The sequence below is a fragment of the Nonomuraea sp. NPDC052129 genome, assembly GCF_040680095.1.
In the GTDB taxonomy this organism is placed as follows: Bacteria; Actinomycetota; Actinomycetes; order Streptosporangiales; family Streptosporangiaceae; genus Nonomuraea.
In genome coordinates this window covers 509,284-521,627 of the sequence record NZ_JBFAVX010000004.1, presented here as the reverse complement: position 1 = coordinate 521,627, position 12,344 = coordinate 509,284, and the positions used below count along the sequence as shown (strand labels likewise).

The 12,344-nt window shown below is 65.9% G+C and carries 11 protein-coding genes; all 11 read left to right on the top strand.

The window, feature by feature from the left end; genetic code table 11:
- Window positions 1-125: 125 nt before the first annotated feature.
- The gene (locus AB0L53_RS13805; RefSeq protein ID WP_363993198.1) at window positions 126-4,001 is read left to right on the top strand and encodes a DNA-directed RNA polymerase subunit beta'; all 3,876 of its coding nucleotides are present in this window, start codon (window positions 126-128) and stop codon (window positions 3,999-4,001) included.
- Between the two features lie 559 nt (window positions 4,002-4,560).
- The gene (gene rpsL, locus AB0L53_RS13800; RefSeq protein WP_214633169.1) at window positions 4,561-4,935 is read left to right on the top strand and encodes a 30S ribosomal protein S12; all 375 of its coding nucleotides are present in this window, start codon (window positions 4,561-4,563) and stop codon (window positions 4,933-4,935) included.
- Window positions 4,936-4,937: 2 nt separating this feature from the next.
- On the top strand, window positions 4,938-5,408 hold the full coding sequence (rpsG, locus tag AB0L53_RS13795) for a 30S ribosomal protein S7 (RefSeq protein ID WP_138670613.1): 471 nt from the start codon (window positions 4,938-4,940) through the stop codon (window positions 5,406-5,408).
- A gap of 39 nt (window positions 5,409-5,447) precedes the next feature.
- Window positions 5,448-7,547 carry an elongation factor G gene (gene fusA / locus AB0L53_RS13790; protein WP_363993197.1) on the top strand — a complete coding sequence of 700 codons (2,100 nt, stop codon included), beginning with the start codon at window positions 5,448-5,450 and terminating at the stop codon, window positions 7,545-7,547.
- A 150-nt stretch (window positions 7,548-7,697) separates the two neighbouring features.
- Entirely contained in the window at window positions 7,698-8,891 is a 1,194-nt protein-coding gene (gene tuf, locus AB0L53_RS13785) for an elongation factor Tu (RefSeq protein WP_358553086.1), read from the top strand.
- Window positions 8,892-9,162: 271 nt separating this feature from the next.
- Complete coding sequence (rpsJ, locus tag AB0L53_RS13780; protein ID WP_012887830.1) at window positions 9,163-9,471, top strand: 30S ribosomal protein S10; 309 nt, start codon at window positions 9,163-9,165, stop codon at window positions 9,469-9,471.
- A gap of 14 nt (window positions 9,472-9,485) precedes the next feature.
- Window positions 9,486-10,139 carry a 50S ribosomal protein L3 gene (gene rplC, locus AB0L53_RS13775; RefSeq protein WP_225293952.1) on the top strand — a complete coding sequence of 218 codons (654 nt, stop codon included), beginning with the start codon at window positions 9,486-9,488 and terminating at the stop codon, window positions 10,137-10,139.
- Window positions 10,136-10,798, top strand: coding sequence for a 50S ribosomal protein L4 (rplD, locus tag AB0L53_RS13770; RefSeq protein WP_357948166.1), 663 nt, complete (start codon window positions 10,136-10,138; stop codon window positions 10,796-10,798). Before rplC ends, rplD begins: the two co-directional genes overlap by 4 nt.
- Window positions 10,798-11,100: a 50S ribosomal protein L23 gene (rplW, locus tag AB0L53_RS13765; RefSeq protein WP_221519391.1), complete on the top strand. Its 303-nt coding sequence runs from the start codon at window positions 10,798-10,800 to the stop codon at window positions 11,098-11,100. The genes rplD and rplW overlap by 1 nt, the downstream gene beginning before the upstream one ends.
- A 104-nt stretch (window positions 11,101-11,204) precedes the next feature.
- Window positions 11,205-12,041 carry a 50S ribosomal protein L2 gene (gene rplB / locus AB0L53_RS13760; RefSeq protein WP_225293948.1) on the top strand — a complete coding sequence of 279 codons (837 nt, stop codon included), beginning with the start codon at window positions 11,205-11,207 and terminating at the stop codon, window positions 12,039-12,041.
- Between the two features lie 11 nt (window positions 12,042-12,052).
- Window positions 12,053-12,331, top strand: coding sequence for a 30S ribosomal protein S19 (rpsS, locus tag AB0L53_RS13755; RefSeq protein WP_225293946.1), 279 nt, complete (start codon window positions 12,053-12,055; stop codon window positions 12,329-12,331).
- The last annotated feature ends 13 nt before the right edge of the window (window positions 12,332-12,344 follow it).

Below are 12,344 nucleotides of genomic sequence, written 5' to 3'. Positions count from 1 at the left end.
GGCATGTCCATCGAGATGCGTGACACCGACGAGGACGTCTTCCGCGCCGCGGAAGAGCTCGGCATCGATCTGTCCCGGCGTGAGCCGAGCAGCGTGGAAGAAGTCTGAGGGGGAGATCGCACAAAATGCTAGACGTCAACTTCTTCGACGAGCTCAGGATCGGCCTCGCGACGGCCGACGACATCCGTCAGTGGTCGCACGGCGAGGTGAAGAAGCCAGAGACCATCAACTACCGCACCCTCAAGCCGGAAAAGGACGGGCTCTTCTGCGAGAAGATCTTCGGTCCGACCCGCGACTGGGAGTGCTACTGCGGCAAGTACAAGCGCGTCCGGTTCAAGGGCATCATCTGTGAGCGCTGTGGCGTCGAGGTGACTCGCGCCAAGGTGCGTCGTGAGCGGATGGGCCACATCGAGCTGGCCGCGCCCGTCACGCACATCTGGTACTTCAAGGGCGTCCCGTCGCGCCTTGGCTACCTGCTCGACCTCGCCCCGAAGGACCTGGAGAAGGTCATCTACTTCGCGGCGTACATGATCACGCATGTCGACACCGAGATGCGTGAGCGTGACCTGCCCTCGCTGGAGGCGAAGATCTCCGTCGAGCGGCAGCACATCGAGCAGCGCCGTGACGCCGACGTCGAGGCCAGGCAGAAGAAGCTCGAAGGCGACCTGGGCGAGCTTGAGGCCGCGGGCGCCAAGGGCGACCAGCGCCGCAAGGTTCGTGAGGGCGCCGAGCGCGAGATGCGTCAGCTTCGCGACCGGGCCCAGCGCGAGCTGGACCGGCTCGACGAGGTCTGGAGCCGCTTCAAGAACCTCAAGGTCCAGGACCTTGAGGGCGACGAGCTGCTCTACCGCGAGATGCGCGACCGCTTCGGCCGCTACTTCAAGGGCGGCATGGGCGCGCAGGCGATCCAGGACCGTCTGATCAGCTTCGACCTCGACGTCGAGTCTGAGAACCTGCGCGAGACGATCCGCAGCGGCAAGGGTCAGAAGAAGGCCCGCGCGCTCAAGCGGCTCAAGGTCGTGTCGGCGTTCCTCAACACCACCAACTCGCCGCGCGGCATGGTGCTCGACTGCATTCCGGTCATCCCGCCGGACCTGCGCCCGATGGTGCAGCTCGACGGTGGCCGGTTCGCGACCTCCGACCTGAACGACCTGTACCGCCGGGTCATCAACCGGAACAACCGCCTCAAGCGTCTGCTCGACCTCGGTGCCCCCGAGATCATCGTGAACAACGAGAAGCGGATGCTCCAGGAGGCCGTCGACGCGCTGTTCGACAACGGCCGTCGCGGTCGCCCGGTCACCGGTCCCGGTAACCGTCCGCTCAAGTCCCTCAGCGACATGCTGAAGGGCAAGCAGGGCCGCTTCCGCCAGAACCTGCTGGGCAAGCGAGTCGACTACTCCGGCCGTTCGGTCATCGTCGTCGGCCCGCAGCTCAAGCTGCACCAGTGCGGTCTGCCCAAGCAGATGGCGCTGGAGCTGTTCAAGCCGTTCGTGATGAAGAGGCTGGTCGATCTCAACCACGCCCAGAACATCAAGTCGGCCAAGCGGATGGTCGAGCGGGCGCGTCCGGTCGTGTGGGACGTGCTCGAAGAGGTCATCACCGAGCACCCCGTGCTGCTCAACCGCGCTCCGACGCTCCACCGCCTGGGCATCCAGGCGTTCGAGCCGCAGCTGGTCGAGGGCAAGGCCATCCAGATTCACCCGCTCGTCTGCACCGCGTTCAACGCGGACTTCGACGGCGACCAGATGGCCGTGCACCTGCCGCTGTCGGCTGAGGCCCAGGCCGAGGCACGCATCCTGATGCTCTCGACCAACAACATCCTCAAGCCGGCCGACGGCAAGCCCGTGACGATGCCCACCCAGGACATGGTCATCGGCCTCTACTGGCTGACCACCCACAAGGACGGCGCCAACGGTGAGGGCCGGGTCTTCGGCTCAATCGCCGAGGCCCAGATGGCCTTCGACCGCCACGAACTGGACATTCAGGCGAAGATCCAGATCAGGCTCAAGGACGTCCTGCCGCCCCGTGAGTGGGTCGCGCCGGAGGGCTGGGAGCAGGGTGACCCGATCCGCCTGGAGACGACGTTCGGCCGGTGCCTGTTCAACCAGACGCTCCCGGCGAGCTACCCGTTCGTCAACTTCCAGGTCGGCAAGAAGCAGCTGTCCACGATCGTGAACGAGCTGGCCGAGACCTACCCCAAGGTCGACGTGGCCAACTCGCTCGACGCGCTCAAGGACGCCGGCTTCCGCTGGGCGACCCGTTCCGGCGTCACGATCTCGATCGACGACGTCGTCGCGCCGCCGAACAAGGCCGACATCATGGAGAACTACGAGCGCCGGGCCGACAAGGTCCAGCGCGAGTACGAGCGCGGCCTGATCACCGACGAGGAGCGCCGTCAGGAGCTCATCGAGATCTGGACGCACGCCACGGCCGACGTCGAGACCGACATGGTCAACGCCTTCCCGGCGACCAACCCGGTCTGGATGATGGTCAACTCCGGTGCCCGAGGCAACAAGATGCAGGTGCGTCAGATCGCCGGCATCCGTGGCCTGGTGTCCAACACCAAGGGTGAGACGATCCCGCGTCCGATCAAGGCCTCGTTCCGCGAGGGCCTGTCGGTGCTGGAGTACTTCATCTCCACCCACGGACAGCGGAAGGGTCTGGCCGACACTGCCCTGCGTACCGCCGACTCGGGTTACCTGACCCGTCGTCTGGTGGACGTCGCGCAGGACGTCATCGTGCGTGAGATCGACTGCGGCACCGACCGCGCGGTCCCGCTGCACGTCGGCGAGCGGGACTCCTCGGGCAACCTGGTCAAGGCGGAGAACGCCGAGTCCAACGTGCACGGCCGCATCCTGGCCGAGGACGTCGAGGTCGACGGCAAGGTCATCGTGGCGGCGGGTGTCGACATCAACGACAACCACGTCACCGCGCTGGTCGAGGCCGGCATCGAGACCGTCCGCACGCGGAGCGCGCTCGTCTGCGAGGCCAAGATCGGTGTCTGCGCGACCTGCTACGGCCGCTCGCTGGCGACCGGCAAGCTCGTCGACGTCGGCGAGGCGGTCGGCATCATCGCCGCCCAGTCGATCGGTGAGCCGGGCACGCAGCTGACGATGCGTACCTTCCACACCGGTGGTGTGGCGGGCGCGGACATCACCCACGGTCTGCCCCGTGTCCAGGAGCTCTTCGAGGCGCGCATCCCCAAGGGTGTCGCCCCGATCTCCGAGGCCGAGGGCAGGGTCCGCATCGACGAGACCGACAAGTCCCGCAAGCTCGTCATCACTCCGGACGACGGCTCGGAGGAGATCGCCTACCCGGTCTCGATGCGTTCGCGCCTGCTCGTCTCCGACGGCGTGCGCGTGACGGTCGGCCAGCAGCTGGTCGCCGGTGCGGTCAACCCCAACGAGGTGCTGCGCATCCTCGGCCCGCGGGCCGTGCAGCTGCACCTGGTGGCGGAGGTCCAGCAGGTCTACCGCTCGCAGGGTGTGTCGATCCACGACAAGCACATCGAGATCATCGTGCGGCAGATGCTCAAGCGCGTGAACGTGCTGGAGTCCGGCGAGACCGACCTGCTGCCCGGCGAGCTCGTCGAGCGTCCGCGCTTCGAGCAGATGAACCGCGAGACGGTGGCGGAGGGCGGCTCTCCGGCCGCCGGTCGTCCGGTGCTCATGGGCATCACGAAGGCGTCGCTCGCCACCGAGTCGTGGCTGTCGGCGGCCTCCTTCCAGGAGACGACCAGGGTCCTGACGGACGCGGCGATCCACGCCAAGTCCGACTCGCTCCTGGGCCTGAAGGAGAACGTCATCATCGGTAAGCTCATCCCGGCCGGTACGGGCATGCCCCAGTACCGCAACATCCGGGTCGAGCCGACCGAAGAGGCCAAGGCGGCCATGTACACCGTTGGTGGATACGACGGTTCCGCGGCCGACTACACCTTCGGCACCGGTAGCGGCGAGGCCGTTCCGCTGGAGGAGTACGACTTCGGTCAGTACAACCGCTAGTCGCTCTTTGAAGCACCGCGCCCGGATCTCCGCGATCCGGGCGCGGTGCTTTTTGTCGGCAGGGTGGCTGTGCGCCGCTATATGCGCCCTCTGGGCCGTCCGGGTGGTCGGAGGGTGCGCGAGGGCCGCCACGCCGGTCCAGGCGCCCGGTGTGCCGGTGCAGCGCCGCGCGCGGCATCCTGGCGAAGCGCGACCAAATACTCCGCAGGCCGGATACAATAGGCGCGGAGCAGTAGCCGGGCATGCATCGAAGAGGCCCAGCGACCAGCAGTAGTGGCAGAAGCGAGTCCGCTTTGTCGCGCTGCTTTGACGTGTCGCGTGGGCCTGGGTAGTCTAGAGCATCGTGCCCGTCGTTAGCGGGCTCTCGGCTGTGCGCTCATATTTGGGAGCGCCGGACGGCTTCCTGGCTCGAAGTCCCCTCGGATGTGTCTGTGCGAAGTGCGCGACACGCCCGAGCGCGGGGGCGCCGAGACGGGGAAAACCAGCAGGTCATGACACCGGCAGAACCTGCGAATGAACAACAGACGTATTACCGGCCAAGGCACGAAACGGAGTGGCAGTGCCCACTATTCAGCAGTTGGTCCGCAAGGGCCGGCAGGACAAGGTCGCCAAGACCAAGACTCCTGCCCTAAGGGCGAATCCGCAGCGGCGAGGTGTTTGCCAGCGCGTTTACACCACGACCCCCAAGAAGCCCAACTCGGCACTGCGCAAGGTGGCCCGTGTGCGGCTCACCAACGGCATCGAGGTCACGGCGTACATCCCGGGTGTGGGCCACAACCTGCAGGAGCACTCCATCGTGCTCGTGCGCGGCGGTCGTGTGAAGGACCTGCCGGGTGTCCGCTACAAGATCATTCGCGGTTCGCTGGACACCCAGGGTGTCCGCAACCGTAAGCAGGCTCGCAGCAAGTACGGCGCGAAGAGGGAGAAGAGCTAACTATGCCTCGCAAGGGTTCTCCCGGCCGCCGTCAGCTCATGTCTGACCCGGTTTACAGCTCGCCCCTGGTCACCGCTCTGATCAACAAGGTGCTCCTGGACGGCAAGCGTTCCATCGCGCAGTCGATCGTGTACGGCGCCCTTGAGGGCTGCAGGGACAAGACGGGCAACGACCCGGTCGTCACCCTGAAGCGCGCGCTTGACAACGTCAAGCCGACCCTCGAGGTCCGCAGCCGTCGCGTTGGTGGCGCGACCTACCAGGTGCCGGTCGAGGTGCGCGCCGCGCGCAGCACGACCCTGGCCCTGCGCTGGCTGGTGCAGTACTCCCGCGCCCGCCGCGAGAAGACCATGACCGAGCGCCTCATGAACGAGCTCCTCGACGCCAGCAACGGCCTCGGGGCGAGCGTCAAGAAGCGCGAGGACACCCACAAGATGGCCGAGTCCAACAAGGCCTTCGCCCACTACCGCTGGTAACCCCGGCGGGTTCGACGAGACGACGAGGACGCGAGAGAAGTGGCCGCAACGACCGCCCTTGACCTGGCGAAGGTCCGAAACATCGGGATCATCGCCCATATTGACGCGGGTAAGACCACCACGACTGAGCGCATCCTGTTCTACACCGGCATCAACTACAAGATCGGTGAAGTCCACGACGGCGCAGCCACCATGGACTGGATGGAGCAGGAGCAGGAGCGTGGCATCACGATCACGTCTGCCGCGACGACCTGCGAGTGGGCCGGTCACACGATCAACCTGATCGACACCCCGGGCCACGTCGACTTCACCATCGAGGTCGAGCGCAACCTTCGTGTCCTCGACGGTGCGGTCACCGTGTTCGACGGTGTCGCGGGCGTCGAGCCGCAGTCAGAGACGGTGTGGCGTCAGGCCGACCGCTACAACGTCCCCCGCATCTGCTTCGTGAACAAGATGGACCGGGTCGGCGCGGAGTTCCACCGCTGCGTCGACATGATGGTCACCCGTCTTGCCGCGACTCCCGCGGTCATCCAGCTTCCCTGGGGCGTCGAGGCCGGCTTCCGCGGCGTCATCGACCTGGTGAAGATGAAGGGCCTGCTCTGGAGCGAGGACGCGGCCAAGGGCGAGATGTACGACGTCGTCGACATCCCGGCCGACCACGCCGAAGCAGCTCGCGAGTGGCGTGACAAGCTCGTCGAGACCGTCGCCGAGAACGACGACGAGATGATGGAGCTCTTCCTCGAGGCCATCGAGCCCACCGAGGAGCAGCTGGTCGCGGCCATCCGCCGCGCGACGCTGTCCAGCGCCATCAACCCGGTTCTCACCGGCACCGCGTTCAAGAACAAGGGCGTTCAGCCCCTGCTCGACGCGGTGGTCGCCTACCTCCCCGCGCCGACCGACATCCCGGCCTTCGAGGGCCACGCGGTCGGCAACGAGGAGAAGGTCGTCGTACGTCACGCGGACCCGGCCGAGCCGTTCTCCGCTCTCGCCTTCAAGATCGCGAGCGACCCGCACCTGGGCAAGATCACCTACATCCGCATCTACTCCGGCACGCTCGAGGCGGGTTCACAGGTCGTGAACTCGGTGAAGGGCAAGAAGGAGCGGATCGGCAAGATCTACCAGATGCACGCGAACAAGCGTGAAGAGCGCCCGGTTGCCTCCGCCGGTCAGATCGTCGCCGTCATGGGTCTCAAGGACACCACGACCGGCGACACCCTGTCCGACCCGGCCAACCAGGTCGTGCTCGAGTCGATGACGTTCCCGGCTCCGGTCATCAACGTCGCGATCGAGCCCAAGACCAAGGGCGACCAGGAGAAGCTGTCGACCGCGATCCAGCGGCTGGCCGAGGAGGACCCGTCCTTCCAGGTCCGTCGTGACGAGGAGACCGGCCAGACGGTCATCTGGGGCATGGGCGAGCTTCACCTGGAGATCCTCGTCGACCGTATGCGTCGCGAGTTCAAGGTCGAGGCCAACGTTGGCCGTCCGCAGGTGGCCTATCGCGAGACCATCCGCCGCACGGTGGACAAGGTCGACTACACCCACAAGAAGCAGACGGGTGGGTCCGGCCAGTTCGCGCGGGTCATCATCAAGCTCGAGCCGCTGGGCGAAGGCAACGACGGCTACGAGTTCGAGAACAAGGTCACCGGTGGCCGTGTCCCGAGGGAGTACATCCCCTCGGTCGACGCGGGTGCTCAGGAGGCCGCCGAGTTCGGCGTGCTGGCCGGCTATCCGATGGTGGGCGTGAAGGTGACGCTCATCGACGGTGCCGCGCACGACGTCGACTCCTCGGAAATGGCCTTCAAGATCGCCGGCTCGATGGCCTTCAAGGAGGCCGCTCGCAAGGCCGATGCTGTACTCCTCGAGCCGATGATGGCCGTCGAGGTCACCACGCCCGAGGACTACATGGGTGACGTCATCGGTGACCTCAACGGTCGCCGCGGACAGATCCAGGCGATGGACGAGCGGGCAGGCGCCCGTGTCGTCTCGGCGCTCGTACCGCTTTCTGAGATGTTCGGCTACGTGGGCGACCTGCGTAGCAAGACGCAGGGGCGCGCGAGCTACAGCATGCAGTTCGACTCCTACTCGGAGGTGCCCCCGGGCATCGCCAAGGAGATCGTCGCGAAGGCCCGGGGCGAATAGTCCCGGGACCCCCGGCTGGGCCTCGCCCAGCCGTCAAGGGGCTTCGGCCTCTGGTGGGGCGGTGCGAGCCGCCTCACCGCTTAGGGGTTCGGGATCACCCGGGCCCGAGTGTGTAGACGAAAGTCAGACAGATTCTCAAGGAGAGAACCAGTGGGCAAGGCCAAGTTCGAGCGGAACAAGCCGCACATGAACATCGGCACCATTGGGCACATCGACCACGGTAAGACCACGCTCACCGCGGCGATCACCAAGGTGCTTCACGACCGTTTCCCCGAGCTGAACAAGGCGACGCCGTTCGACAAGATCGACAAGGCGCCCGAGGAGAAGGCCCGCGGAATTACGATCTCCATCGCGCACGTCGAATACCAGACCGAGAAGCGCCACTACGCCCACGTGGACTGCCCCGGTCACGCCGACTACGTGAAGAACATGATCACCGGTGCCGCGCAGATGGACGGTGCGATCCTCGTGGTCGCCGCCACTGACGGCCCGATGCCGCAGACGAAGGAGCACGTCCTCCTGGCCCGCCAGGTCGGCGTCCCCTACATCGTCGTGGCGCTCAACAAGTCCGACATGGTCGACGACGAGGAGATCCTGGAGCTCGTCGAGCTCGAGGTCCGTGAGCTCCTGTCCGCTCAGGAGTTCCCCGGCGACGACCTGCCGGTCATCCGCGTCTCCGCGCTCAAGGCTCTTGAGGGCGACCAGAAGTGGGCCGACAGCATCATCGAGCTGATGGACGCGGTCGACGAGAACGTGCCCGAGCCGCCCCGTGAGACGGACAAGCCGTTCCTCATGCCGGTCGAGGACGTCTTCTCGATCACCGGTCGTGGCACGGTCGTCACCGGCCGTATCGAGCGCGGTGTCGTCAAGATCAACGAGCAGGTCGACATCATCGGCATCAAGACCGAGAAGACGACCACCACCGTCACCAGCATCGAGATGTTCAACAAGATGCTCGACGAGGGTCACGCGGGCGACAACGCCGCGCTGCTGCTCCGTGGTATCAAGCGCGACGACGTCGAGCGCGGCCAGTGCATCATCAAGCCGGGCACGACCACCCCGCACACCGAGTTCGACGGCCAGGTCTACATCCTGTCGAAGGACGAGGGCGGCCGCCACACGCCGTTCTTCAACAACTACCGCCCGCAGTTCTACTTCCGTACGACTGACGTGACCGGTGTCGTGCACCTCCCCGAGGGCACCGAGATGGTCATGCCGGGCGACAACACCGAAATGCGCGTTGAGCTGATCCAGCCCATCGCCATGGAGGACGGTCTGAAGTTCGCGATCCGTGAGGGTGGCCGCACCGTCGGCGCCGGCCGGGTCGTCAAGATCATCAAGTAGTACGATCGCGGGGCGGCGGTCGGCCCTCGGAAGAAGGCCGACCGCCGCGCCACGAGGGCAGGAGTCCCTACGGCTTCCGCCCTCAGGCTCCACGGGAAAGCCGTGATCTCGCAGTGGCTTCGGAGTGACCGAAGTAACTGCCGGATCACGGAAGAAAACGGCAGATCGACAACGTCTGTCACGTGGGGCCGTGCGGGTTCGACCCGCACGAACAGCGGCAACAGGCCGCACGATACTTTTTCAGACGACAGCGAAGGACACCGAGGCCACTATGGCGGGACAAAAGATCCGCATCCGGCTTAAGGCCTATGACCACGAGGTCATCGACAGCTCGGCCAAGAAGATCGTCGAGACGGTGACGCGGACTGGCGCGAAGGTCGCGGGCCCGGTGCCGCTGCCGACCGAGAAGAACGTGTACTGCGTCATCCGCTCGCCGCACAAGTACAAGGACAGCCGCGAGCACTTTGAGATGCGCACGCACAAGCGGCTGATTGACATCATCGACCCGACGCCCAAGACCGTCGACTCGCTCATGCGGCTCGACCTCCCCGCGGGCGTCGACATTTCGATCAAGCTCTGAGGGAACGCACTGACATGGCTAAGACGATCAAGGGCGTCCTGGGCAAGAAGCTCGGCATGACCCAGGTCTTCGACGCGGACAACCGGATGGTTCCGGTGACCGTGGTGGAGGCCGGTCCGTGCGTGGTGACCAGGGTCCGCACCGCCGACAAGGATGGCTATTCCGCCGTTCAGCTCGGCTTCGGACAGGTCGACCCGCGGAAGGTCAACAAGCCGCTCGGCGACTACCTGCGTAAGCACGACATCACCCCGCGCCGTTACTTCGCGGAGATCCGCACCGACGACGCGAGCGACTACACCCTGGGCCAGGAGCTGCTGGCCGACACCTTCGAGGCCGGCCAGTTCGTCGATGTGACGGGCAAGAGCAAGGGCAAGGGCTTCGCGGGCGTCATGAAGCGGCACGGCTTCAAGGGTCTGGGCGCGTCGCACGGTACGCAGCGCAAGCACCGCTCGCCGGGTTCCATCGGTGGCTGCGCCACCCCGGGCCGCGTATTCAAGGGTCTGCGCATGGCTGGCCGGATGGGTAACGTCCGCACCACCGTGCAGAGCCTCAAGGTTCACGCCATCGACGTCGAGAACGGTCTCATCCTGATCAAGGGTGCGATCCCCGGCGCCAACGGCAGCCTGGTCCTCGTCCGTACCGCTGCAAAGAAGGGGGCTGCCAAGTGACCAGCATTGACGTCCTCGACGCCAGCGGTAGCAAGGCCGGCACCGTCGACCTGCCCGAAGACATCTTCGGCGCCAAGGTCAACATTCCGCTGATCCACCAGGTGGTCGTGGCCCAGCTCGCCGCTCGCCGGCAGGGCACCCACAAGGCCAAGACCCGTGGTGAGGTCAGGGGCGGCGGCAAGAAGCCGTACCGCCAGAAGGGCACCGGTCGCGCCCGTCAGGGCTCGACCCGCGCGCCGCAGTTCACCGGTGGTGGCGTCGTCCACGGCCCAGTGCCGCGCGACTACTCGCAGCGGACGCCCAAGAAGATGAAGGTCGCCGCCCTGCGTGGCGCTCTGTCTGACCGGGCCGGCGGCGGTCGTGTGCACGTGGTGAGCGGCCTGGTCACCGGCGAGACGCCGAAGACCAAGGCGGCTCTCGAGGCCCTGCGTAAGATCACCCAGTCCAGGACCGTCCTCCTCGTCGTCGACGAGGCTGACGAGCTGACCTGGCTGAGCCTGCGCAACGCTCCCGAGGTCCACCTGCTGGACTCCGGGCAGCTCAACACCTACGACGTGCTCTGCCACGACGACGTGGTCTTCACCCAGGAGGCGTACGACCAGGTCGTGGCGCGTTTGTCGGCAGGGTCGGCCAATTCGAGTGAAGGGGCAGACGCCTGATGGAGAAGATCGCCGACCCGCGCGACGTCATCATCAAGCCGGTCGTCTCTGAGAAGAGCTACGGCCTGATCGATGAGAACAACAAGTACACGTTCCTGGTGAAGAAGACCGCGAACAAGACCCAGGTCAAGATCGCCGTTGAGCAGATCTTCGGGGTCAAGGTCACCAGCGTGAACACGATCAACCGGCAGGGCAAGCGCAAGCGCACCCGCACCGGTTTCGGCAAGCGTCCCGACACCAAGCGCGCGATTGTGAGCCTGGTCGAGGGCGATCGGATCGACATCTTCGGTCAGATCGGCTAGCAGCCATAGAAGTAGGCGGGCCGTACGGCTTGCCAGGGGTCGAGACCGTCGCACGCCCGTGCGGCGGGCTCACCCATGTAACCGACGAAGGATGAACGAAAAAGATGGGCATCCGTAAGTACAAGCCGACGACTCCGGGTCGCCGCGGCTCGAGTGTCTCGGACTTCTCCGAGATCACCCGCAGCACGCCCGAGAAGTCGTTGCTTGCGCCCCTTCATGGCAAGGGCGGCCGCAACGTACACGGCCGGGTCACCGCGCGCCACCAAGGCGGCGGTCACAAGCGCGCCTACCGGATCATTGACTTCCGTAGGCATGACAAGGACGGCATCCCGGCGAAGGTCGCTCACATCGAGTACGACCCCAACCGCACCGCCAACATCGCTCTGCTGCACTACGCCGACGGCGAGAAGCGCTACATCATCGCGCCGACCGGCCTCAAGCAGGGCGACCGCATCGAGAACGGCGCCGGGGCCGACATCAAGCCGGGCAACTGCCTGCCGCTGCGCAACATCCCGACGGGTACCTTCATCCACGCGGTGGAGCTCCGTCCGGGCGGCGGCGCCAAGCTCGGTCGCTCCGCGGGCGCTCAGATCCAGCTGCTCGCCAAGGAAGGCCAGTACGCCACGCTGCGTATGCCGTCCGGCGAAATGCGCATGGTCGACGTGCGCTGCCGGGCGTCGGTGGGTCAGGTCGGCAACGCCGAGCAGGCCAACATCAACTGGGGCAAGGCCGGCCGTATGCGGTGGAAGGGCAAGCGCCCGACCGTCCGTGGTGTCGCCATGAACCCCGTTGACCACCCGCATGGTGGTGGTGAGGGTAAGACCTCCGGTGGTCGCCACCCGGTGAACCCGAAGGGCAAGCCCGAGGGCCGCACCCGCCAGGCCAACAAGTCCAGCGACCGGCTGATCATCCGCCGCCGGAGCAAGAGGAAGAAGCGGTAGGAGCAGCCGATATGCCACGTAGCCTTAAGAAGGGTCCCTTCGTGGACGGCCACCTCGCCAAGAAGGTGGACGCCCAGAACGAGAAGGGCACCAAGACCGTTATCAAGACGTGGTCGCGGCGCTCCATGATCGTGCCTGACATGCTCGGGCACACGATCGCCGTACACGACGGCCGCAAGCACGTCCCGGTGTTCGTCACCGAGTCGATGATCGGCCACAAGCTGGGAGAGTTCGCCCCGACGCGCACCTTCCGCAGCCACGTCAAGGAAGATCGCCGCAGCCGGCGATAGACGCCTTCAGAAG

Coding starts and splice junctions, on each gene's coding strand:
- AB0L53_RS13805 (WP_363993198.1), top strand. CDS start 126: ATGCTAGACGTCAACTTCTTCGACGAGCTCAGGATCGGCCTCGCGACG.
- rpsG (WP_138670613.1), top strand. CDS start 4,938: ATGCCTCGCAAGGGTTCTCCCGGCCGCCGTCAGCTCATGTCTGACCCG.
- rpsJ (WP_012887830.1), top strand. CDS start 9,163: ATGGCGGGACAAAAGATCCGCATCCGGCTTAAGGCCTATGACCACGAG.
- rplC (WP_225293952.1), top strand. CDS start 9,486: ATGGCTAAGACGATCAAGGGCGTCCTGGGCAAGAAGCTCGGCATGACC.
- rplW (WP_221519391.1), top strand. CDS start 10,798: ATGGAGAAGATCGCCGACCCGCGCGACGTCATCATCAAGCCGGTCGTC.
- rplB (WP_225293948.1), top strand. CDS start 11,205: ATGGGCATCCGTAAGTACAAGCCGACGACTCCGGGTCGCCGCGGCTCG.
- rpsS (WP_225293946.1), top strand. CDS start 12,053: ATGCCACGTAGCCTTAAGAAGGGTCCCTTCGTGGACGGCCACCTCGCC.